The following is a 22,952-nucleotide window of genomic DNA, read 5'->3' on the forward strand; positions in this document are numbered from 1 at the left end:
CATGGGAGACTATACACCTAAAATTCCAATTCCAATTCAGATAAGAAAAATCATCTTTGAAAAATTCAATAACACTGAAAATCGTTTTACAAATGATGAAATATTTGAAATTTTGAAAAAAAATAATGACATTGATAGTTCTTGGACTATAGATGATGTTGAAACATACTTTAATGAAATATGTGATAAAGGATTGGCACGTAATATTGCACAGAATTTTACTACGATATGGCTAAAACTATTTGATCCTGTGGAAAAATCTCATTGTAATGCATGCGATTTAGATATCTACTTGGGCAGCTCAGAAGAGAAAATATGTCCTAATCCTAACTGTAAATCTTCTATTTAGCTCGTTCCCTTCTTGCAGCATCTTCTAAAGCTATAATCATAGGTAATTTTTCGCCGGTCAAATACAATACTAGTGCTCCGCCTGCAGTACTGATATGATCAATCTTGTCTGCTAATTCGTATTTTTTTAACGCTGAAGTTAGATGGCCTCCACTAACGATGGTAGTTGCCATGGAGTTTGCCACACTTTCCAAAAGTGATCTAGTTCCATAACTGAATTCTTTTCTTTCAAAGAATCCTGGAGGACCACTGATAAAGACAGTGCCTGCTCCTGAGATTAATTTATTGTAGTGCTCCACTGTTTTTGGGCCTAGATCTAAAATTTGATCTCCTTTGTTTAACTCCCTAACGTCCATCTCTACCCTAGAACCGTCTTTGTCAACAGCTACGTCTACTGGAGTTGAAAAAACATCTGGATATTCACCGATTAATTTGTGGGCCTTTGCTACTGCTTCGTCCTCTCTTTTTATGCCTAAAGGATACTTTATTCGTGCTTGAGCCCTCATGAAGACATTTCCTATTAACCCTGTTAGAAGGACATGATCTGCTCTTCCTTTTTGGATCAACATCTTTATTGCTTCTAATCTGTCCTCAACTTTGGAACCTCCTAGAACAATAACATGTGGTGCTTTAGCAACTGTGATTATTTCATCTAGTTTCCTTACTTCTCTTTCTACAATTCTTCCGGCAGCAGCTGGTAATACATGAGGAAAACCAACAATTGATGGGTGTGATCTATGTGCGCTTGGAAATGAATCTAAAACACACAAATCAAATAATTTTGCTAATCTAGAAACCATAATTGTTTTTGAAGCATCTGTAGGCGAGAACTCATAATTTTCTTCTGCACATAATCTGAGATTATCTAAAAGTAAAATTTCTCCTGCCTCTAAATTTTTGATTTCATTTTGTGCAGCACTTCCAATAACATCCTCAACATATTTTATGTCTCTATTCAAAAATTTTGCTAGCACATCAGCATGCTTTTCCATTCCGGTATAGTCTTTGTTTCCAACTCTACCTTGGTGTGATGCGATTACCACTTTTGCTTCTTTTAATGATTCAATTGTTTCAATTGCCTCCTCGATTCTTTTTGTTCCTGAAATCTCCATTGTTTCTGGATCGATGGGACAGTTCATGTCTACTCTAACAAATACTGTTTTACCTTTAAGATCAAAATCATCTAGAGTGAGTATCTTCACAAATTTCCTAATTATTCCCAAGTTAAAATCTTTGAGCCGATCAGACATTACAGAAATTCTATATTCTATTAGATCTTTTCATGAACAAACTTAAAGAAATCTATATTTTGGATAATTGACACCTAAAAAATTGAGAAATATTAAAAATGACTTGTTTGGAAGTTAGCTAATTGCAAAAATGGATTTTTGAGATACGCTCTAGATCATTTGTACTGCTTGTTATAGGATTTATCATAATCTCGCTTTTGGTAAAATTACAAGTTACTGAAGATTTTGATCAACAAACCATCGAAACATTCCAGTCAATTTCTGGAAATACGTTACTCGATTTGATAATGCAATCAATCACAGAAATCGGTGACGTGTATTATATGCTGATATTTTCTATTATTCTCCTTATAATAAAGAGAACAAGGCGAATTGGAATCGCCCTGATGATACTATTGGTTCTTACTACATTGCTGACTGGCTACATCAAGTGTGGTGTTGATAGAGATAGGCCCACCCTAGATTATACTGGAAATCCATTCCTAATTGAACTGAGTAATGACACATTTTCGCTATTCTGTGATGGTAGCGCCAACGCCTCTTATCCATCAGGTCATGCAGCTAGGGCTGCTGTCTTTGGAGTGATTCTAGGATTTGTGCTATCTGAGCGATTTCCTCGTGGATGTTATCTCCTATTGTTATACCCATTACTGATGTCAATTAGCAGGGTCTATGTATTACAGCATTATCCGATGGATGTAATCGGTGGAACTGTCTTGGGATTGTTTTTGGCTGGATACATTGGTCATAAGACAAAACTCTCTAAATTTCTTAATCAAAAACCCAGTTCTTGAACTACTTTAGGATTGACTAGAACAATTGCATAATGATCCTCATCATGATGATAAGTCCAATATTTTACATCCCTATCTTGCTTTGTTTGTCGTAAGCCATACGTGATTGATGTTGTAACTGTGTATCCAATCCGTTTTGCAAGCTTTTTCTCTTTTGGCATCAAAACCTTGAATCCATCTTTTCTATTGGCAAAACCCATCTTTACAATCTCCTCTGCAGCTTCAGAAGCTGCTTTTTCATCAGTTACATCAAATGTTCTTGCAATGGGAATTATTGATGGATGGAATTCCATTTCATTTTCTGTAAGATCGTTTCGATTAATAATTTTTTGATGATCGCAGATCCAATTCATGTTAAATTTCTTAACTGGTAAGTCAAATCCTGATTATGTTATCAACTTAATCGATTCCATCCATCTAGATTGATTGTTGGCATCACTCGAAAGGGTTGCTTCCAAGCTAGAAGAAAGAAAAAAGGAAGCTTCAAAACTTCGAAGAAAAGGGGAAAGAGAACTAAAGAAAGCTCGTTCATTACTTAGACGATCTACTTCTGGATTGGCAACCGTAGCACGTAAAGTAGAAAATGCAAGAGAAGAATTATCTGATGTAGCAGGCGTTTTAACTCAAAAGTTAGCACAAAAAGAGAGCATCGAAAGACTGGTTACAACAGCAAAAGACCGAGTATCCAAAGAAAAAGAAGCCCTAGAACAAGCCCTACAAGAATTAGACTTTGCCAGCTCTGATGAGGAAAAACAGAGTGCACAATCTAGAATTAACTCACTTAATCAGCATATTGCCGATTTAGAGGATGAAATAAAAGAAAGAGACAAAACACTTCGAAAAATCACGGATGCAATAGATGATATTCAATCAAATAAATCCAAAATTTCCGGAAAAATTCAAAAACAGACTAAGGTAAAACCTACTCTTCAAAAGATGTTAAAAGAGAGCAAAAAGGACGCAGAACGCTTCTCAAAACAGGTTGTAGTAAAAGCAAAACAAGAGGAATCTGCTAAAAATACTCTCATCAAGGTAAAAGAAAAATTAGAAAAAGTAAAAGCCCAAAAGCGAAAATTAGCTGCCAAAAAGCGTTCAAGAAAAGCAAAACCAAAGAAACGCTCAAAGAAAGCATCCAAACCAAAACGCAAATCGGCTAAAAAGACAGCAACAAGAAAAGCAAAACCAAAGAAACGCTCAAAGAAAGCATCCAAACCAAAACGCAAATCGGCTAAAAAGACAGCAACAAGAAAAGCAAAACCAAAGAAACGCTCAAAGAAAGCATCCAAACCAAAACGCAAATCGGCTAAAAAGACAGCAACAAGAAAAGCAAAACCAAAGAAACGCTCAAAGAAAGCATCCAAACCAAAACGCAAATCGGTTAAAAAATCTAGAAGATAAACAAATCGCTTCTTTGCATGTTATGATTAATATGCATTGTAGGTTTAAGCTAAATATTGTCTGATGAAAAAATATCTGTAGAAATTTCTGAATTACCAAATCTTTCTAATCCTCAATTAATTTGTGGATTACCTGGAAGCGGTTATGTAGGTAAACTTGCCGTTGATTATTTGATTGACAAGCTACAGGCAAAACAATTTGCAAATATCTATTCTTCATCCTTTCCACCTCAAGTTTCCATTAGAGAAGATGGAACTCTTGATCTTGTAAAGAATACGCTTTATTCTGCAAAAATTAATTCCCAAGAGTTAATCTTTCTTACAGGTGATGCACAACCAGTATCTGCACAAGGTGAATATGCATTAACTGATGAAATAATTAACCTATGCAAAAAGCTTAATGTAAAAAAAATTTTTACACTTGCAGCATACATTACAGGAAAGTTTTCCAAATCTCCCAAGGTGTATGGCACTAGCACTTCTAGTGATATAATAAAACAATTCTCCGAATATGATGTCTCTACAATGAATAGAGGAAACATCACTGGAATGAATGGTGTAATAATTGGAATTGCAAAAAGATCCTCTATTCCTGGAATTTGTCTTTTAGGGGAGACATCTGGATACGTAATTGATGCCAATGCATCTAAAGCAGTTTTAGAATCACTTAGTAAAATTTTGAATATTACAATTGATATGTCTGAGCTTGAACAACGTGCAAAAGATACAGAAGAAATAATCAAAACCCTACAGGCCCAAGCCGCTTCAAAGGGAAGTCAAGAACAGATTCCACAGTTTCGACCTTCTGATGACAAGAGCCTAGGCTACATAAGCTAAAAATGAAAAAACGCGGAATTGTAATCGGAATAATTGGGATTGTAATTTCAGCAGCTTCATTTTCTATGGTTTTCTCATTTTTCCCACAATCTCAGATGGGTCTTGATGGTAACTTTATTCTGCCAGAACTTTTAGAAGACATGTTTGATGATGTCTCTGTAGAGACTGAAATCATGGCAGGACAGTCTTCTGTCTTTTCATTTTCAACTTCTAATTCTAATGTGCCTCTTCTTTGGGGTGTGCAAATAATTGATTACAAAGAAGATGACAATCTATCTATTGAGATATCAAACATATTTGGAGATTCACTTGGAGTCTTTGAGCAGCAGGGACCTGTATTCTTTGAGATCTTTTTAGCTCCTAACAGCGAGGTGTATAATTTTGAGATAACAAATCAAGGCTCTAGGACTGTTCTTGCTGTAATGATGTTTGCAGAAGACCCTGATAATTCTGAAGCATTTTCTAATCCTAATTCTCCATTGATGACCACACTGGTACCATTAGCAATTGCTGGAATAATTCTGATAATTGGAATAATTGTGGTAATAGCTGGCGCTATAATCGCAGCATTTGATTGGAAAAAAGGACAGGATGAATCTAGATATCTCTAAGAGATAACTTCCATCTGACCAAATTTGCCTTTGGTTAGAGAAACTTCGCCTTTGAAGGAATTTGTGTAACCATTAGTAATCTTTAGCTTATTACCATCGTTTACTTTGGCAATGTCATCTCCCCACAATGTGAGTTTGATCTCTCCGCCTTCAGCATCAACTAGATAAGCATCACAAACATCAATTGTTCCGCCTGCTTTCTTGTTTACTGTTCTTGGTTCGCCTTTTCGTTCTACGGTTCCTTCGATGTTTACACCGCTTCTCATGTTCTTTGCTTGTTCAGCAGTTACAGTACTCATAAAATCCAGTCTCTGCGAGGCAATTATAAAGTTTTTTTTGGAATCATTATTGATGTGTTACATATCAATTCTAAAACTCATTAAAATTTGTAAAATCTGAGTTTTTTACAAAAACGTAATTGAAAAATACAGGCTTTATGAGATCCTCATTGCAGGGGTATCGAAGCCCGGTCAACCGAGAAGGACTCAAGATCATGACAATAGGAAATCCTTTCCTTTAGGGGTTCGTGGGTTCAAATCCCACCTCCTGCACCATAATTTTCATTAATAAAAAATACCGAATATGTGAAAATTCGTCTTATGCGACTAGAATCTTGACCTTAGAAGTAGAATGTCTTGAGATCTCAGAATGCATCTTTGCATGAACCTCGTCTTTGAAAGTTAGATTGCATCTAAAACACTTCCAAGCTGACTCAGTCATGGGTATATAATGTACAATTTTACTTATAAAGATATTGCATGATTCATCCATTTTTTTCAATTTCGTGATCAGAAGATCTAAAAAATTGAATTTATTTGAAAAATTATTATTTTTTTGAAATTTTTTCATGCCTAAATGTGCTATTCCAAGGGTTTAGATGCAAAGATTGTCCACACAGTAGAAAATGGATGACTTTTTTGAAACAATTGGTGAGTTTTCCTACCTTGGAATCCTGTTTTTATTAATTGCATTAAATACTGCCCCATTACTTATGCCGCCAACTTGGATTGTCTTATCATCATTTTATCTGCTGGACCCTAACCTTGATCCAATAATTCTAGCTTTGATTGGGGCAACTGGTGCAACTATCGGAAGATTCATCCTAAAACAGATTACTGGCATGTTTAGAAGATTTGTAGGAAAAGATCAAAAGTCCAATCTTGATGCCATAGGGGACTATCTCAACAAAAAAAGATACGGCTACACCATAGCATCTTTTCTGTTTGCAGCAACTCCTCTTCCTAGCAACATGTTATTTGTTGCATATGGATTGATGCGAGCAAAAAGTATTGGATTGTACATTGGGTTTTGGTGTGGCCGTGCAATATCGTACTATATCATGATACTGTTCAGTAATATTGCACTAACACCATTTTTACAAATGTTTGAAGAAAGATACATTGGAATTCTTTTAGCAGATGCGGTTGGTGTTGGTGTGGTGATTTTATTTGCATCAATTAACTGGCAGATATTAATAACTCAAAGAAAACTAAAATTTGTCCGACCAAAACTTTGGAGATTTTAATTTGAACCAACTTGATAGTTTAAAAAAAGAAGTAAAAAAAATAACAACTAATGATTCTGCACATGACTTTGATCACATAATGCGGGTTTACAAAAATGCAGAGAAACTATGCAAAAAAGAAACAGCCAATACTAAACTGGTACTATGTGCTGTACTGTTACATGATGTAGTGTCGTACCCAAAATCTGATAAACGCTCTAAAACTTCCTCAATAAAAAGTGCACAGAAAGCAGAACAAATTCTCAAAAAATATCATTTTAATTCAGAAGAGATTAAAATTATCTCCGATGCAATAAGGGATCACAGTTTTTCACGCAACAAAGTACCCGAGACCATGGAAGGAAAAGTTTTACAAGATGCAGATAGATTGGATGCCGTTGGCGCCATTGGTATTGCTAGAGTGTTCGCAGTGGGTGGTTCAGAAAAGCGACCCATCTATAACAACGACGATCCATTCTGCTCCCAAAGAACTCCAAATGACCAAGAGTGGACACTGGATCATTTTTACAAAAAACTACTAAAACTCGAAGGAATGATGAACACAAAATCTGCAAAAATTGAGGCTAAACGACGAACAAAAATTCTCAAGAATTATCTTAATGAACTAAAAAAAGAGATTTAGTCATCATCAACTACTGTGACTAGGCATGCCACAAGTTACTGGGTATTGCAATATATTCCATAATGTATGATAATTCATGTCAACAATTCAAGTTTACAGAACACCAAAATCGGATTCAAACAACACACACGAATTCAATAAATCTGGACAAAATTACCCAAAATTTTGTGCATATGACATGATTGGTCTTGGATGGATAATGGAGGATGTTTCTTTTGATTAAGAATTTCTTTAGTAATATTTCTCGAACATTAAAAAAAGAAGGCTATCTTCAATACAATTCTGATCTACTAGAATCTTACAAGTAGGTTATCCATAATCGACATATCTGTCGTATCTTTTTTCTACTTCTTTATTTTCACCTTTCATAATTTTATCGATCTCAATTTTTGTTCTATTCTGAATATATTTTTTCATATCTTCAAACTTTTCATCATTTGGAAACTTCAGGAAAAGTGGTTCTAATTCTCTGAAATATTCTACCACTTTTTTGTGATATTCTTCCCTAGTAGGGTTTTTTATTCCATTTAGACGAAAAAAGATTACTGCCCAACTTGAACCAACTACATGTGGCAGTAAATCAAACGCACGTTCAATCTCAAAGCGATGTTCGTCCCTCATTTGGACTCTTGCAAAAATTTTGCAGCTTGTTTTGCAAAATATGTTACCATCATATCAGCACCTGCTCGCTTTATAGAGTAAAGAATCTCATGAATTATCTCTTTTTCAGGAATCCAACCCTGTATGGCTGCACCCTTGACTAATGCATACTCTCCTGATACACTATAGGCTGATACGGGAACATTGAATCTTTTTTTAGTTTCTGCAATCAAATCAAGATATGCCAAAGCAGGTTTTATCATTACTATGTCCACTCCTTCATTGATGTCTGTTTCAACTTCTCGTAAAGCTTCTCTAGAATTTGTATATGGAACTTGGTATGATCTTCTGTCACCAAATTTAGGTGCACACTCTGCTGCATCCCTGAATGGAGAATAAAATGATGATCTATGTTTTGCAGAATGAGACATGATTCCTACATTTGTAAAACCTGCATCATCTAACGCAGTCCTTATTGCAAGTACCTGACCGTCCATCATCGCTGATGGGGAAACAATATCTACTCCTGCCTTTGCTTGACTAACTGCAATATTTGCCAACGTTGCAATGCTCGAGTCATTATCAATTGAATTTTCTTTAACATGTCCACAATGTCCGGATGTGGTGTACTGGCATAAGCAAACATCTGCCATGATGACAATTTTTTCACCATAATTTTTTCGTATCTGTGTAATTGCTTTTTGTACAATTGCATTTTCCCCTAATGCTCCAGTGCCTGCATCATCTTTCTTTGATGGAATTCCAAATAGCATAATTGCGGGTATGTTCAAATCAGTAATTGTTCCAACTTCGTCAATAACATCATCTAATGGCAATCTTTCAATATCTGGCATAGAATCCACTTTGATTCTACTTTTTAGATTCTCCTGAACAAATACTGGACAAATGAAATCATGTGGGGTTAGAACTGTTTCCTGCATTAATTCTCGCATTTTCTCAGAATTTCGTAATCTTCTGAGACGTTTGGTTGGAAAAGACATACTAGAAACCCAAACCATTTGTTTCTTATACTTTACTTAATCCTTTTTCATCTTCGTAATGTCCTCTAAGTATTTTTTATCTGATTGAAAAAGGACCTTTCCGTTTTGAATGGTATTTCGTATATGTTCTAATCTTCCCAAATCTCCTATTCCTGATTTAATGAGCTGTTCGACAATTTCTAAGGTATCGCCTTTAGATGCTTCTGTTGATTTTGAAATAATCGACTCATTTATTTTCAAATTGTTCTCTTGTTTTTCTGCATCCCCTTCCTCAATCTTCTCTTCAACAATTTCTAATTTTTCTTCAATTTCTGCATCCCCTTCCTCAATCTTCTCTTCAATGTCTTTTTGTTTTTCTTGAATTTTTTCAACATGAACTTTTATTTTTTTATCAATTTGTTCCTCAATCTTCTCTTCTACTTTTTCTTCTACTGCTGGAAATATTCTTCGTTTTATTAGAAAAACCACTCTTAATGACCATTCCAATACTACAACCAAAATTATGAATTCAATTACTCTTCCTACAAAAAATGGAAACTCTTGGAATCTCTTCTCTATATCTTCAACAGAAAAGAAATTTGTAGTATCTGAAAAGAAGGCAGAGCTAGTTAAAAATACACCTAGTAATGCAAAAGGCAAAAGTTTTCCTACGTCTTTTGCAAGATCTTCTTTATAGTATGACGTAATTCTGGTAGATGCTATTACTGATATTGCAATTAACAGAACTACTCCCATTGGCATATCTTTAGCTAAGATAAACATGAACATTGAATATACCAAAAACCAAACGTAGATGATTATTGGGAAGAGAAATACATATGATCCCACATAAGCTGCTACTTTAAGAGGTGAAACTCTGTCATCTCTGTTATATTTTTCAAAATTAATTTTAATTATTTCTCTTCTTGCAATAAATCTATAAAAATTCCAAACAAAAATTGCATAAACTACCATTCCAATTACATACAGACCAAGATCAACTACCGTGGAGCCAGATGCTAAGTTAGTAGTTATCTCATCGATATATTTTTCAGGAGTGTCAAAACTTATGGAGATTCCATTATTGAAAAAATCTTCCCAGTTCTTTTTTTCTTGTACTTCTTGTCCATATGCGTTAGTAATACCTATAAAAAAAATGAAAAGAACAAGAATTATTTTTAACACAATGAATTCCCTACAACCATTTTAGGATTTAAAGAATATCCGTGGTACTACTCTTTAGCATTATGAATAACCCTTTGTGGGAAAGGAATTTCAATTCCTGCCTCATCTAATGCATTCTTTAAGACCTTTAGTAGCCCTGGGACAACTTCAAGCAAGTCATCTCTTGGGAACCAAAGTTGTACTTTGATATTTACACTATTGTCTCCTAGTTCTGTTACAAAAAATTGTGGACCTGGCTCAATTAATGCATACTGAACTTTTGTAGAAATAGCGTCTTTCATAACTTTGATTGCTTTTTCAATATCATCATTATATGAAATTCCCACAGTCACATCTGTTCTTCTAATTTCCGAAAGTGCAAAAGTCCTAAGTTCTGAAGTAAATATGGTCTGATTAGGAACTCTTACTAGCGTACCGTCAAATAACTGGATCTTTGTAGAAAAAATTCCAATATCTATGACTTTTCCAAGAATGTTTGAGCCTTGAACTTCAACATTTTCTTTTATTTTGATGGGCTTTTCCACGAGAAGAAAAATTCCAGATACTAGGTTTGATACTACTGATTGAGTTGCAAAACCAATTACTACACCAAAAATTCCACCGGCAACAACTAGACCTGAAAGATCTATACCTTGACTTGTCGTAACTCCTAAAAGAGTAATTACAATAATTCCATAATACAAGAATTTGGTCATGTTTTTAGCTGTATGAACTGGCATTGTGGGGGCGAATTTCTTCTGAAAGATCATTCGAACTATTCTAGCAACTATGACACCGACTGCTACTGCTATTGCAGAAATTAAAATTTGCCAGACTGTGATTCCAGAATCCATGATATCTGTGCTTAAAAATTCAAACATTGTTAATCAAACCCCTTATCCATAACAAAGCTTGTTGATGAGTCCGTTCCTGCATCTGATATTTGCCAATCTCCTCCAGCTGTCGCAAAAACCGTTTTTACCAATTCCATATTTTCTCCACTGATGTCTGAATATACTCTGGCAGTTAGATCATCGATGTGGACTTCTGTTGATTTTTGTTTATAGTATACCTTATGTGCTGTTATGGGAAAAACAAACTTGCCTATTTTTACGCCCTGTTTTAATTCATTTTTTATAGTAATCTTCATCTTTGCCCAAACATATGGTTCAGGAGATTTATCATAAATTTGTGAAACCTTCGAGTACATGCATAAATTTCCGCCATCAGGAACTCCATACAGTCCAAATCTTGAATGCATCGGTTCACACGTAATTACATCTAGCATATCTGAAGACAATTCTGATTTGATAAAAACTCCAATTTCTATTGGAACTTTGATGGATATCTCTACATTTGATTCTGGAGTAACCAGAATCTGTTTGTCTAGTCTCAAAAAAATCAATCCGTTGGTTTTTTTCGCTGGTAGATTAATTGGCAATACAGGTGCAATTGTTACCTGAATTGATTTCATTGATGGAATTGATTTCTCGATGGTATTATGCTCAGAATCTTCTCGAAAATATGCAAAACCATTATCCAGTTTTTTAAATTGAATCTTTGTTCTTGGAAGTTTAATGTCAATGTCACTATCAACAGTATATGTGTCATAAAATGAGTAAGCCTCTTTCTCAACATTTGATGACATGGCTGAACTAAGCATTCACCATATTTAATGAAATATGATCTTAGCTCTGCCTATGTTTCTTTTTTCTTGTAATTGAATAGTTTACTTGCTGCATCTAAAATTTCAGGATTTCCTTGTTCAGATGCTTTTCTTAAATTATTCATAGGAGCTGAAACGATACTCTCAACTACAGCTTTTGTTAAATCTTCGATAATTTTGATCTTTTCTGAATCATTTTCGCCTAGCATCTGAAGAGCTTTCTGTAATTCTTTTTCCCTTAGGACATCTATATTTTTGAAGACGTCTTTCACAATTGGTTCTGCATCTAGTCTTTTCATAGAGGCCTCAATTACTTGTAATTCTTCATTAATTATATTTTCAACTATTTTGACTTTATCTTGTCTTTTTCGCATGTTTTTATCGACCATTTCTGCAATTTGATCCAGGTTCATCAGTTTAATGTTACCAAGTGTTGCTACTTTTTCATCAACTGTTCTTGGATTTGACAAATCCAAAATCATCATACCTTTTTTCTTATCTTTTAATGCCTTTGCAATTCTTTCATACGTTACAAGAAAGTATGGAGCTGTTGTGGCAACAAAGATGACATCATATTTTTCAAAACCTCCGAGCACTTCTTCAAATTTTACTGCTTGACCTCCCATAGTTTCACAAAACGCTTGAGAACGTTGGAGTGTTCTACTAGTTACAGAAAACCCATAACCTCGTCGGTTTAGTGATTTGGCAACAAGTGTGGATACTTCGCCTGTACCAATTACTAGGATTTGTTTTGATTTTAGCTCATCAATGTTTTCTTCTGCAAGCTTTACTGCCATAGAGCCTACTGAAATTCCACCTTTGCTGATGCCTGTGGTATTTCTAATACGTGTTCCAATTCTGATTGCCTTGTCAAATAATGTATTGAGTCGTTCACCTGATGCTTTATTGATCCTTGCAGTTGTAATGGAATTTTTTATTTGACCTAGAATTTGTTCTTCGCCAACAACCATTGAATCTAAACCTGAAGTAAGTTTTAACAAATGAAGATAGGCCTCATCATCTATCTCTATCTCTAAATTTTCTTTGAATGCACTTTCTTCTAATCCTGAAAGTGATGCCCAAGTTTTCTGGATTTTTTTTATGTCGCAATTTTTACCAGTGGCAAAAATTTCTATTCTATTACAAGTCTGCAAAATCACACACTCTTCTGATTCTGAAAACTTTCTAAATTCCAAGAGCGCATTTTTTATATCTTTGAAAGTAAATCGCTCAAGAACATGTATTGGTGAATTACGAAATGTTACCCGTGCATTTATCACATTTTGATTCATTTCCAGTCCCTCAACATTTGATTTGCTCGTTTCTGTGCAATTTCCAATTTGTTGTCTTTTATTAACTGTTTAATCTGATTATCATTAATTACTGCGTATAGGTACTTTTTTCGTTCTATCTGTGTGCTGATTTCTTTTTTGGCATTTTGACGAGCGATCTCTTGAATTTTGATTAATTCAATGTCTTCTCTTGTAATGAGTTCTTTGAAGACCTTCTCAGCTTGCATCTTGACTCTTCTTGCCATTGCGGGGCTTTTTCCTTTTGTTGAGATTGCAATCTGAATTGTATCTTCAATGTTAATTACTGATGGATGTGCAAAATCACTAATCTCAGGGTCATCTGATGCATATGCTAGACAATTTAATTTTCTAGCAGCTTCAACAATTTTTCTATTAAGATTTTTGTTATCTGTTGTTGCCATAACTAAGTAGGGTTTATGTTTTGAAAGAAAACTGGGTTCATCCAGTTTGACTTTTTGAAATTCAATTTTCTTAGAATCTACATATTTTTTGATTTGTGGATTAATCGAATCACTTACCAGAAGTATTTTACAATCTTGTGTGAGTAATGAGTTTATTTTTTTAAGGCCTTCTGCTCCTCCTCCAACAACTATCACTAAATTCCCCTTTAGATGTAAATCAACAATCAATGATCTGAAAACCTTGATTTTCTATTTATAACTATAAACTCATTTAGGAATACAACTAATTTCTCGCTACATTTTTAATTGAATAATGGAAAAATTAGTTAATCGATTATGGATGATTTAGATAAAGAAATTTTAAATGAAATTCAATGGACATTTCCATTAGTTTCTCAACCTTATCATGAAATTGCCAAAAAATTCAATGTCTCACCTGATGTGATAAAAGAACGACTGAAAAATCTAAAAAAAATTGGTGTCTTGCGACAACTAAGTGCAATTTTTGACACTCGTAGATTAGGATACAAAAGCTCCCTTGTTGCGATGGAGATTGAGCCTGACAAATTAGAGTATGTGGCCAATCAAATTAACCGCCATCCTGGTGTGAGTCATAATTATGAAAGAAACCATCAGTTCAATCTCTGGTTTACATTAGCTGTTCCTCCTGGTTCTGATCTTAAAACCGAAGTTGATAAATTCAAAAAAATTCCCGGCATTCTAAAAGTAAGAATGCTTCCAACAATTCAGCTCTTTAAGATTGGTGTTAAACTTGACATGGTTGAAGAAAAAAAACACGACATAAAACCGTCTGAGGAAAAAAAGAAGATTCGTGATGTCAAATTTGATCCGACCGAAGAAGACAAAGAATTCATACGACAACTACAAAAAGATCTTGAGATAGTAGATCGTCCATTTCTAAAACCTGCAACATCATTAGGATTAACAGAAGATCAGGTGTTTGAAAAATTACGTTATTATGAAGACATTGGGGTAATGCGTCGCTATGCTGCAATTTTACGACATCGTGATGTTGGGTTTACTGCAAATGGTATGATAGTGTGGAAAGTTCCAGATGAAAGAATAAAAAATGTTGGTGAATTACTAGGCGCATTCCCACAAGTGAGTCATTGCTATCAAAGACCTGTATACCCTGATTGGCCTTACAATGTTTTTTCAATGATTCACTGTAAATCAGAAGATGAGGCAAATGAAATGGCAAAAACGATAGAAAATCAGATTGATGTTCATGAATATAGGATATTATTTAGTTCACGTGAATTCAAAAAAACGCGTGTAGAGTATTTTGTTGAGCACGAATTTTCCATAGAAGAAATTACAGCATAAACTATACTTCATTTTCATCATGTCCAACTACATGACTAGAACAAAAGTATGCATCATTGACATTGCAATAGAATAGTGATTCTTCTCCACATTCTTTACATGATGGTTTTTTATCATTTTCTGATAATTTCATATGATAGATTTTACTTCTGACTTTGACCTTTCCTTCTTTGTATATGCGAGTAAAATTACTAAAATAGGATCTTTCTATTTCATCTAATTGTTGACCTGATTCAATTTTTTTGATTATGGTTTTCCATTTTCCATACTCGCCAATTCTTGCAAGCTTTAGCCTTTCAATAATCTCTAGGGTTTTTTTAGAGTCAAACTGTTCTGTCATGAATGGTATCATGCAGCCTGCGTGGTTGCTTTAAGCTCATATGCAGGCCATGAGTTAAACAATTCCTCAATCTCTTTCATGTCTGTTTGGTTGATATAGTTGCCATCTGACATGGCTGCAAAACTTTCAATCTCTTCAACACTAATTACTGTTGGAAACACTGATGCAAATCCTTTCTTTGATAAAATGAATTTAATTGCAAGCTCTGTGATGGTTAGGTCGTTTCGTTGTGCTATTGGGCGTAACTGCTCCACTTTTTGTAGTGCTGACTTTATCCATTCTCCTTTTCTTACAGAGCGATGATCTTTTTCATCAATCTTAGTTTCTGCATTAACTTTTCCTGTAAGAATTCCAGATGCATCAGGAACTCTTACCAGTATTCCTACATCCTTTTGTGTTGCCATATCAAACAGCTCATTTCCTGGTGTTTGTTCCAGTATGTTGTATACTGTTTGCACTGCGCTAACATTTGTTCTATCCATTGCCTCAATTCCTTCTTGTGTCCAGCCAATGGCAGGTCCTAATGCAATCTGATATGTGTTGATCTTTTGCTCTTCAATTAATTTATCAAGAGTTTGAAATATTGTATCGTCTCTGATGTGGTTTAGTTTTGGATTGTGTAGACCATACACATCTACATAGTTCGTTTGAAGTCTCTCTAAACTATTTCTTAATGCTTTGTTGGTAAAATCTGGGGCAAAGCTCTGTGGAAGCTCACTATGTCCAATTTGCTCTACTCCTTCAAAGTCATATCCATACTTTGTCGATATGATGATTTCCTTTCTTACATCTTTGAGATATTTGCCGATTAAAGTTTCACTTTTTCCTTTTCCGTACATATCTGCTGTTTCAAAAAAGTTAATTCCTAAATCATATGCTCGCTTTAGCATCTTTGCTGCTTCGTCTTCGTGAATTTCTTTTCCCCACCAATTCAGGGCTATTGTCCATGCCCCAAATCCTATCTCAGATACCTCGATTCCACTCTTGCCTAGCTTTTTGTATTTCATTTTGTAATCTCCGTGAACTTTTCTAATTTTGAGTTAATCTCTGATTCTGGAAGCACTGGTTGACCATTTTGAATTTCTTCATTTATGTTTATCCAAGATTTGCAACCCTGATATTCTGATTTTAATGGAATCTCTCTTTGGGGAATTCGATAAACTTTGAGAAATACTGCTTTTAGTGGTTTTTCTGGTTTCCAGTTTCTTCTTTCCTGAATATACGAATCACTCCAGATGTGAAATTCAGATAATGCTTTCACTTTTTCATTATCTGATACATCTGCTTCTCCTAATACCTCTGCATATGATGTAATTCTGTTATGTCCTTCTCTTGGTTTATTCTCTTTTATCTGGTTTAGTAATTTATGAAATTCAGGTTTGATATGATGTGTCTCTTGATGTTCAAATGTTGGAAATAAAAGAAATTTCTTTGCCTCAACATTGAATCCTGATGCTGTTTCTAAAATTCCACCTTTACGCAACAAAACTGTCTGCTTTCCTGACTCTAGTGCAGTAACAACCGTTGCCCATTCTTTTAGTGATTCCAACTATCCTAAGCTGGATATCAGGGAAATAATATCTTTTTTAACACAAACAATCATGGGAGTATCGACCTGCACATATTTTGAAACTTGTGTTTGTCGTAAATCCATAATTAAATTCTGAAAGTCTCGTAAATCATCACATTCAAATGCTAACATGAAATCCTCATCATGTATACCGAATGAATATGTAGTATTCAGAACTACTTGGGGATATTTTTGACCTACTGAAATATGCTCATCCATCATCTTTTGCCTTTGTTGCTCAGTAAGTAGGTACCATTCTCTGGTCTTTGTAAATGGATAAACTACAGCATATTTTTTTGGTTGATTGCCTGCAACAAATGATAATGTTAACCCCTTTTTTGCATATAACGACGGCCTAGTACATGACAAATAAGTTCTTGAAGAAACAATATACTTTCCAAACACTGTTAGATACAATTTAGAAATTACATTCTGAATTTCCTCAACTGATTCTGCTGCAAACCAAATTAGAAATTCAGCATCGTCACGTAATCCTAGAGTTGAATAGGTTCTAAATTTTATTCCAGAGTTTCTAATTACGTTTTCTACTTCTCTGGCGGATTCTTCTTTTGCAAGGTCTGCCATCCATCTCCATTTTGGATCAACTTTGAAGAAACAAAAGTCAAAAAAGTATTGCTTATCTTGACCCTCTTCCATGATTCTCCGTATTATTCAACCTTATTTAAATAAGTAAACAATGATTTCTAATTCCTAGCTCAAGTTTTTAGTATCTTTAGAATTATGCTGTTTCTTTATTTTCTTCTAAAACCCAATCATAACCCCTTGTTTCTAATTCATCTGCAAGGGATGCATCCCCACTTTTTAGAACTTTACCTCTAGCAAAAACATGAACATGATCTAATTTTTTCAAAAATTTCAAAATGCGTGCATAATGGGTAATTACTATGATGGTTGAATCCTTTCCAGATACTTCACTAATTGCTTTTGCAACTGCTTGAACTGCATCGATATCTAATCCTGAATCTGGTTCATCAAGAATTGAAATCTTTGGTTTTAAAACAGCCATCTGTAAAACCTCTGAGCGTTTTTTCTCTCCACCTGAAAATCCTTCGTTAAGATATCTTGATAAAAATTCATCCTTCAATCCTACTTGTTTAAGATTGTCCTTGAGATACTTTTGAAATTCTCTCACTGTGATGAATACTTCTCTATTTTCCCCTTGAAGGGCTTTACTTAGAGAATTGTAAGATGTTCTAAGAAAATGCGAAAAACCTACTCCTGATACTTCAGTTGGATATTGGAATCCTAAGAATAATCCTTTTTTTGCTCGCTCATCAGCACTAAGATCTTTAATGCTTTCTCCATCAAGTAATATGTCTCCAGATGTGATTTCATATTTTGGATGTGCAAGTAATGTATATGCCAAAGTACTCTTACCAGAACCATTTGGCCCCATAATGGCATGAACCTCACCTGGACCTGTTTTCAGATTCACTCCCTTGAGAATCTCCTTTCCTTCTCTAGTCACATGAAGATCCTTGATTTCAAGTACTGCCATGTTGCTAAATGAGTTATTTCTCTATATAATACCCACGAATTTTAGCTAATCCTAACCAATATCATGCCTAAATAAAATAGAAAAGAGGGGGATGATTATTTTTTGGCCAGTGATGGTCTTAGAGCGATTTTTAGCTTATAGCTAGTTAGAATCTCTTTGCACCTATTTCGAATGGTTACTTCGGTTACTCCAGCAATGCTTGATACATCACGCTGTAGTACATTTTGTCCAAGTAATATTGATGCAACATACAGATACGCTGCTGCAATTCCATTTGGTGCTTTTCCATCTGCTAGGTTGTTATTCTTGGTTTTTTCAGCAATCTCAAGTGCTAATCTTTCTACACGAACTTCTGTTTTTGTTAGGTTAGCAATTTTTGAGATGTACTTGTCCATAGTAACTACTGGAGCTGTTTTGGAACCCATCTCCATTACCATGGTTCTGTAATATCTTGCTGCAAGTTTTGTTTTAGCTTTTACGTCTTTTGGCTGACAAATACCTCTGCATATCTCTTCAAGAGATCTAACTACATCGCATTGTTTACATGCCATGTAAATAGTAGCAACTGAAATGCTTGCTACTGACTTTCCTTTGACTTCTATTTGACCATCTAGATTTCTGTAAATCATAGATGCCGTCTCTTGAACATTTTTAGACAAAGACAGACCTTGACATGCTTCACCAATTTTTGTTAAAACATTTGCAAGTCGTCTTTCTCTTGGAGATGATACTCGTACTCTTTGTTGCCATTTGCGTAGATTGTGCATTTGGTTAGCAACTTCGGAATTGATAGATTTTCCACTAAAGTCTTTTGAACTAATGGAAATTTCTGTTGTAATTCCCAAATCATGTTGGGAATATGTTGTCTGTCCTGTAGCTCTTGCTAACTTCATTTTGTCTTCAAGACTTGAACCTATTGCTTCTGGGCCATAATCTGCGATTTGATCTGCTACGACAATTCCGCAACCAGAACAAATCAATTCACCGTTCTGACTGTCATCAACTAATGATGATTCACATTCAGGACAGCATTGTGTTTCTAATGTATTCATTTTCTTTTTCTCCTGTATTTTTGTTTTTTTGCAGGAGCTATGTCGAGAGCAAAAACTTTCTTGCCAGTGTATTTTTTTATGCTATTTGTCAATGGAGTAGCTGATGCATATGGTTTTGCAACAGGACCAATCAACTCCATAACTTTTGCAACTTTGGTACTCTTTTCGTCACAGAGTATTTGTCCTTCACTAACAACTTTTGTCAGTTGAATAACTACCCTGCCACTACTGGCCAAGTGCATAATTTCCCCTACCTCCTGCAATTAGAAATCAAGATCATCTGATTGTTATCATATACTTCTGTCAACTTTACTTTAGCTAAAAGCTAGAATCGGTTTTATTTTGACTGCTTTGCTCTTTTGGCTACTAGCTTTTCTGAAATTTTGTTAAGAATTTTCGTCTTGGAGGATTCTTTTGGCAAAACAATGTATCCGGATCTTACATAAGATCTTCTGGGAAATCTCACTTTATCTTCTTGCTCTTTTATTTCATAACCTGCTGATTTTGCAGCTTCGATTAATTCATTTAATGAAGGATCAAAAACACATTTCTCTTTATCTAATCTTCGTCCTTTAGCTCTTGGAAGTGTTTTATTAAAATAATCTAACCAGATTACGACATGTTCGTAATCTTTCATCTCATCACTTTATGAGAATTGCATTTACTACGCCATCTTGTCCGGGTCTTGAAACAACTCTACATTTACCTGCTTCTGTTTCAAGTATTGCACCTTTCGTGATGACACCACGTCTTTGATAATCATTGTTTGTTGAATTTTCTAATACTTTTAGAATTTTTGATTTTTTTACTTTGGCATCTCCTGTTGATAAATTTACAAAATCAATTGTCTTTAATGCTGTTTTCCTATTTTTTCCGCGAACGTGTCTTGTAACCGTAACTTGTGCACCTGTAAGAGCTTCGTTAGGATATCTGTCAATCTCATATTTTCTTCTAATTCTGAGAGGATGTCTTCTTCCACCTGTTAGCTTACTGGTTGCTAAATTTTCTATTGATTTTCTCACATTAGTTCTTTAAATCACTCTAATTTATACAAAACGCAAGATTTACGCGTGAAAGGCGACTTAGGAATTTTTGAATTATTACACTTGGGATGTAATTTCTTGGGGTTTTATTGTCATTTGGGATGTTCTTCTTACTTTTTTGAATAGTTTTTCTTTTAGAGTATCTGCATCTCCATGAATTCCAAAATATTTTTGGAATTTTTCAGTGGTTGTAAAAATTTTTAATCTTCCGACATTTTGGTGTGCAATAAAATCTAACTGTCTTAATTCTTTCAGATGTGAATACACCCCCGAACCTCTTGTCTCTACTAATTGCTTTGATGAAATTGGTTGCATGTATGCAATATATGATAATGTCTTTAGAGTGGCTTTTGGCAAAATTGGTTTTGATGCATATCTTCTAACAACATTACTAAACTCTGGTTTTAGTTGAAAAACATATGATCCATCTGGAAGAGTGACTACCTCTATTGCTTTGAAAGCTGATTTGGTCTTTTTCATAATTTTTTCCAGAATATCTAGGGTTTTTGTTCTTGATTCTGTACCTGAAGCTCTGATAATTTCTTCAATCCTGAGAGGTCTTCCTGCTGAATATAGGGCTGCCTCAATTCTTGCAGTTGCCTCATCTTCGTTTTCAACCTTGTCCATTAGCCTCAAAACCTCCTAAAATCTACTTAAAACAATCCTTTGCGCATATTTGATCACGTTGTTAAGTTCTCCTCAATGAGTATTATTTTGATATCGTCTTCAACTTGCTCAAGATCTATCTTCTTATCTCTTGCCAAAAATAGTATTGCAAAAAAGCATCTAATGGCATCTATTGACTCCAAATCTGCTACTATTGCTTGTAACATTCCATGACCTGTGTTTCTAATTTTTCTTACTATCAAATCTTCATATTTTCCTATGATGTTTTCAAGCGAAATAAAATAATCCTTAAAGTCTGGAGCTTCTAGAGGCTCAAAATTCATCTGACTTCCTTTCTTAGATCTTGGGTTTGCGATTGACCCAATCAAGTTTTCAAGAAGATCTAACAACTCGTCAAGTGTTACAGGATATGTTGATTCATGTCTATAGGGAATGTCAATTAATTGAATATCTACATCAGTTCGTTGAGTCATAGGTTTCTTTTCCATTGCAGCTCGTTGCAGAGCAAAAATACTTTCAACTTTCATTCTATAGATTAAAGAGGATGACAATGCTGCCATGCCAGCAATCCTAAGATCTTTTTTACCACTCTTTTGTAAAATTCGAATTAAAATATCTAATATCTGAATTAAATCAATCTCCCAAACATCCTTTTTGGATATGGTAGCTGGATTAAACAGAATATTTACAGGAGCTTGCGAAATACCTGCTCTTGATTCTTCTTCGCTCACAAAAAAACTCGCTTTCTATGAGATAATATCTTCACGCTCTATTTTTTTCTCCCTTCCAGTCAACTCTTATATTATAAGGAAGAAAGGAATGATTATTGAAAGCCGCTCGTATCGTTGAACCTGAAAAGCCTTTACAAATATCTGAATTAGAAGCACCTAAACCTCAAGGCAGTGAAGTCATTGTAAAAGTAAAAGCTGCAGGCGTTTGTCATAGTGACTTGCATCTTTGGGAAGGTGGCTATGATTTAGGCGATGGAGTTTTTCTCAAAGTTACTGATAGGGGAGTAAAATACCCTGTTACTCCAGGTCACGAAGTTGTTGGTAGTGTATTAGAAATTGGTCCTGATGTAAAAGGCGTCAAGGTGGGAGATAACGTACTTGTTTATCCTTGGCTGGGATGTGGTCAATGCGTTGCGTGTAAAGCAGGCAATGAAAATCTCTGCGACACACCAAAATCTATAGGCCTATTCCAAGATGGCGGCTATGCAGAAATTGTCAAAGTTCCACATTACAAATATTTGGCTGATATCACTGGCCTAGATCCAGATGGTGCTACATCTCTTGCATGTGCAGGACTTACAGCTTTTACTGCAGTAAAAAAAGCAAATTCAAACTCTCCAGAGTTTATTGTAATAATCGGAGCCGGTGGATTAGGATTAATGGGAATTCAAATTGCTAAAGCAGTAACAAAAGCAAAAGTGATCTGTGTTGACTTGGATGATAAAAAATTACAAACTGCAAAAGAAATGGGTGCTGATTTTGTTGTAAACTCTAATGTAATTGGTTCTGTTACAACTGGTTCTGGTAATGCTGCACAAAAAATCATTTCATTATGTAATAACAAAGGGGCAGACAGTGTTATTGATTTTGTTAACGCTCCTCAAACTGCAAAGACTGGCTTAGCAGTACTTCGAAAACGAGGTAATTTGATACTAGTTGGACTTTTTGGTGGATCTATGGAATTATCACTTGTTACCATTCCGCTTAAAGCAATAACAATTCAAGGTGCATATACTGGAAATTACGCTAGCATGGTAGAACTAATTGAACTTGCAAAAAAAGGTGTTATCAATCCAAAAATAACTGAACGTTATGCTTTAGACGATGCAAATACCGCCCTTGAAAATCTTAAAGCACGGAAAATTAATGGACGTGCGGTAATTAACCCCTGACTGTCTAATTTCCTTTGACCCAATATAGTAATATAAAATAAAA

At 34.8% G+C, this 22,952-nt stretch carries 31 protein-coding genes and 1 tRNA gene; 10 read left to right on the plus strand and 22 right to left on the minus strand.

Annotated features, from left to right (window positions below; translation table 11 throughout):
* Position 1: 1 nt before the first annotated feature.
* Complete coding sequence (locus DWQ18_02045) at positions 2-349, plus strand: hypothetical protein (protein RDJ33727.1); 348 nt, start codon at positions 2-4, stop codon at positions 347-349.
* On the opposite strand, the gene pgk is transcribed toward DWQ18_02045, so the two are convergent.
* The gene (gene pgk / locus DWQ18_02050; protein RDJ33728.1) at positions 342-1,598 is read right to left on the minus strand and encodes a phosphoglycerate kinase; all 1,257 of its coding nucleotides are present in this window, start codon (positions 1,596-1,598) and stop codon (positions 342-344) included. The genes DWQ18_02045 and pgk overlap by 8 nt on opposite strands.
* A 122-nt stretch (positions 1,599-1,720) precedes the next feature.
* On the opposite strand from pgk, the gene DWQ18_02055 reads away from it, so the two are divergent.
* A complete protein-coding gene (locus tag DWQ18_02055) occupies positions 1,721-2,392 on the plus strand; it encodes a PAP2 family protein (GenBank protein RDJ33729.1) in 672 nt (223 codons plus the stop codon).
* On the opposite strand, the gene DWQ18_02060 is transcribed toward DWQ18_02055, so the two are convergent.
* On the minus strand, positions 2,374-2,685 hold the full coding sequence (locus DWQ18_02060; protein ID RDJ34313.1) for a hypothetical protein: 312 nt from the start codon (positions 2,683-2,685) through the stop codon (positions 2,374-2,376). The two genes, DWQ18_02055 and DWQ18_02060, sit on opposite strands and share 19 nt — an antisense overlap.
* A 136-nt stretch (positions 2,686-2,821) precedes the next feature.
* On the opposite strand from DWQ18_02060, the gene DWQ18_02065 reads away from it, so the two are divergent.
* Genes DWQ18_02065 through DWQ18_02075 form a run of 3 tightly spaced genes read left to right on the plus strand, consistent with a single transcriptional unit; the run spans position 2,822 to position 5,237 of the window.
* A complete protein-coding gene (locus DWQ18_02065; protein RDJ33730.1) occupies positions 2,822-3,790 on the plus strand; it encodes an ATPase V in 969 nt (322 codons plus the stop codon).
* A gap of 53 nt (positions 3,791-3,843) precedes the next feature.
* Positions 3,844-4,626 (plus strand): proteasome assembly chaperone family protein, encoded by a 783-nt coding sequence (locus DWQ18_02070; protein ID RDJ33731.1) that lies wholly within the window; start codon positions 3,844-3,846, stop codon positions 4,624-4,626.
* Positions 4,627-4,628: 2 nt separating this feature from the next.
* Positions 4,629-5,237, plus strand: a complete 609-nt coding sequence (locus DWQ18_02075) for a hypothetical protein (GenBank protein ID RDJ33732.1) — start codon at positions 4,629-4,631, stop codon at positions 5,235-5,237.
* On the opposite strand, the gene DWQ18_02080 is transcribed toward DWQ18_02075, so the two are convergent.
* Positions 5,234-5,536: a DNA-binding protein gene (locus DWQ18_02080; protein RDJ33733.1), complete on the minus strand. Its 303-nt coding sequence runs from the start codon at positions 5,534-5,536 to the stop codon at positions 5,234-5,236. The genes DWQ18_02075 and DWQ18_02080 overlap by 4 nt on opposite strands.
* Positions 5,537-5,687: 151 nt before the next feature.
* On the opposite strand from DWQ18_02080, the gene DWQ18_02085 reads away from it, so the two are divergent.
* A tRNA-Leu gene (locus DWQ18_02085) sits at positions 5,688-5,791 on the plus strand.
* Between the two features lie 43 nt (positions 5,792-5,834).
* Here the strand turns inward: DWQ18_02085 and DWQ18_02090 are convergent.
* A complete protein-coding gene (locus tag DWQ18_02090; protein ID RDJ33734.1) occupies positions 5,835-6,086 on the minus strand; it encodes a hypothetical protein in 252 nt (83 codons plus the stop codon).
* Positions 6,087-6,141: 55 nt separating this feature from the next.
* Here DWQ18_02090 and DWQ18_02095 point away from each other — a divergent pair, with 55 nt between their 5' ends.
* A complete protein-coding gene (locus tag DWQ18_02095) occupies positions 6,142-6,762 on the plus strand; it encodes a hypothetical protein (GenBank protein RDJ33735.1) in 621 nt (206 codons plus the stop codon).
* A 1-nt stretch (position 6,763) separates the two neighbouring features.
* Entirely contained in the window at positions 6,764-7,384 is a 621-nt protein-coding gene (locus tag DWQ18_02100) for an HD domain-containing protein (protein ID RDJ33736.1), read from the plus strand.
* 309 nt (positions 7,385-7,693) lie between these two features.
* Here the strand turns inward: DWQ18_02100 and DWQ18_02105 are convergent, their stop codons facing one another.
* The 7 genes from DWQ18_02105 to DWQ18_02135 are packed head-to-tail and all read right to left on the minus strand — an operon-like array spanning position 7,694 to position 13,736.
* Positions 7,694-8,005, minus strand: a complete 312-nt coding sequence (locus tag DWQ18_02105) for a hypothetical protein (protein RDJ33737.1) — start codon at positions 8,003-8,005, stop codon at positions 7,694-7,696.
* A complete protein-coding gene (locus tag DWQ18_02110) occupies positions 8,002-8,985 on the minus strand; it encodes a porphobilinogen synthase (protein ID RDJ33738.1) in 984 nt (327 codons plus the stop codon). The genes DWQ18_02105 and DWQ18_02110 overlap by 4 nt, the downstream gene beginning before the upstream one ends.
* Positions 8,986-9,021: 36 nt before the next feature.
* Positions 9,022-10,149 carry a hypothetical protein gene (locus DWQ18_02115; protein RDJ33739.1) on the minus strand — a complete coding sequence of 376 codons (1,128 nt, stop codon included), beginning with the start codon at positions 10,147-10,149 and terminating at the stop codon, positions 9,022-9,024.
* Positions 10,150-10,196: 47 nt separating this feature from the next.
* Positions 10,197-11,009: a mechanosensitive ion channel family protein gene (locus tag DWQ18_02120; GenBank protein ID RDJ33740.1), complete on the minus strand. Its 813-nt coding sequence runs from the start codon at positions 11,007-11,009 to the stop codon at positions 10,197-10,199.
* A gap of 2 nt (positions 11,010-11,011) precedes the next feature.
* Positions 11,012-11,791, minus strand: a complete 780-nt coding sequence (locus DWQ18_02125) for a DUF432 domain-containing protein (GenBank protein RDJ33741.1) — start codon at positions 11,789-11,791, stop codon at positions 11,012-11,014.
* Between the two features lie 35 nt (positions 11,792-11,826).
* Positions 11,827-13,086 (minus strand): glutamyl-tRNA reductase, encoded by a 1,260-nt coding sequence (gene hemA / locus DWQ18_02130; GenBank protein RDJ33742.1) that lies wholly within the window; start codon positions 13,084-13,086, stop codon positions 11,827-11,829.
* A complete protein-coding gene (locus DWQ18_02135; protein ID RDJ33743.1) occupies positions 13,083-13,736 on the minus strand; it encodes a bifunctional precorrin-2 dehydrogenase/sirohydrochlorin ferrochelatase in 654 nt (217 codons plus the stop codon). Before DWQ18_02135 ends, hemA begins: the two co-directional genes overlap by 4 nt.
* Positions 13,737-13,844: 108 nt before the next feature.
* Here DWQ18_02135 and DWQ18_02140 point away from each other — a divergent pair, with 108 nt between their 5' ends.
* Positions 13,845-14,855, plus strand: a complete 1,011-nt coding sequence (locus DWQ18_02140; GenBank protein ID RDJ33744.1) for an Lrp/AsnC family transcriptional regulator — start codon at positions 13,845-13,847, stop codon at positions 14,853-14,855.
* 1 nt (position 14,856) lies between these two features.
* Here DWQ18_02140 and DWQ18_02145 read toward each other — a convergent pair whose 3' ends face one another.
* From DWQ18_02145 to DWQ18_02195, 11 genes are all read right to left on the minus strand, one after another.
* Positions 14,857-15,195, minus strand: coding sequence for a hypothetical protein (locus tag DWQ18_02145; protein ID RDJ34314.1), 339 nt, complete (start codon positions 15,193-15,195; stop codon positions 14,857-14,859).
* Positions 15,196-15,203: 8 nt separating this feature from the next.
* Positions 15,204-16,202 carry an aldo/keto reductase gene (locus DWQ18_02150; protein ID RDJ33745.1) on the minus strand — a complete coding sequence of 333 codons (999 nt, stop codon included), beginning with the start codon at positions 16,200-16,202 and terminating at the stop codon, positions 15,204-15,206.
* Complete coding sequence (locus DWQ18_02155) at positions 16,199-16,744, minus strand: DUF1802 family protein (protein RDJ33746.1); 546 nt, start codon at positions 16,742-16,744, stop codon at positions 16,199-16,201. The genes DWQ18_02150 and DWQ18_02155 overlap by 4 nt, the downstream gene beginning before the upstream one ends.
* Positions 16,745-17,422 (minus strand): chlorite dismutase, encoded by a 678-nt coding sequence (locus tag DWQ18_02160; GenBank protein RDJ33747.1) that lies wholly within the window; start codon positions 17,420-17,422, stop codon positions 16,745-16,747. It abuts the gene before it with no gap.
* A gap of 82 nt (positions 17,423-17,504) precedes the next feature.
* Positions 17,505-18,284, minus strand: a complete 780-nt coding sequence (gene sufC, locus DWQ18_02165) for a Fe-S cluster assembly ATPase SufC (GenBank protein RDJ33748.1) — start codon at positions 18,282-18,284, stop codon at positions 17,505-17,507.
* Positions 18,285-18,379: 95 nt separating this feature from the next.
* A complete protein-coding gene (locus DWQ18_02170) occupies positions 18,380-19,336 on the minus strand; it encodes a transcription factor IIB (GenBank protein ID RDJ33749.1) in 957 nt (318 codons plus the stop codon).
* The gene (locus tag DWQ18_02175; GenBank protein ID RDJ33750.1) at positions 19,333-19,599 is read right to left on the minus strand and encodes a hypothetical protein; all 267 of its coding nucleotides are present in this window, start codon (positions 19,597-19,599) and stop codon (positions 19,333-19,335) included. The genes DWQ18_02170 and DWQ18_02175 overlap by 4 nt, the downstream gene beginning before the upstream one ends.
* 74 nt (positions 19,600-19,673) lie before the next feature.
* The gene (locus DWQ18_02180) at positions 19,674-19,973 is read right to left on the minus strand and encodes a hypothetical protein (protein ID RDJ33751.1); all 300 of its coding nucleotides are present in this window, start codon (positions 19,971-19,973) and stop codon (positions 19,674-19,676) included.
* 4 nt (positions 19,974-19,977) lie between these two features.
* Entirely contained in the window at positions 19,978-20,358 is a 381-nt protein-coding gene (locus tag DWQ18_02185) for a 30S ribosomal protein S8e (protein RDJ33752.1), read from the minus strand.
* 78 nt (positions 20,359-20,436) lie between these two features.
* A complete protein-coding gene (locus tag DWQ18_02190) occupies positions 20,437-21,006 on the minus strand; it encodes an SMC-Scp complex subunit ScpB (GenBank protein RDJ33753.1) in 570 nt (189 codons plus the stop codon).
* 53 nt (positions 21,007-21,059) lie between these two features.
* Positions 21,060-21,737, minus strand: coding sequence for a chromosome segregation protein ScpA (locus DWQ18_02195; GenBank protein RDJ33754.1), 678 nt, complete (start codon positions 21,735-21,737; stop codon positions 21,060-21,062).
* Between the two features lie 95 nt (positions 21,738-21,832).
* On the opposite strand from DWQ18_02195, the gene DWQ18_02200 reads away from it, so the two are divergent.
* On the plus strand, positions 21,833-22,909 hold the full coding sequence (locus DWQ18_02200; protein ID RDJ33755.1) for a zinc-binding alcohol dehydrogenase: 1,077 nt from the start codon (positions 21,833-21,835) through the stop codon (positions 22,907-22,909).
* Positions 22,910-22,952 lie beyond the last annotated feature (43 nt).

The organism is Thermoproteota archaeon (assembly GCA_003352285.1).
Classification (GTDB): Archaea; Thermoproteota; Nitrososphaeria; order Nitrososphaerales; family Nitrosopumilaceae; genus PXYB01.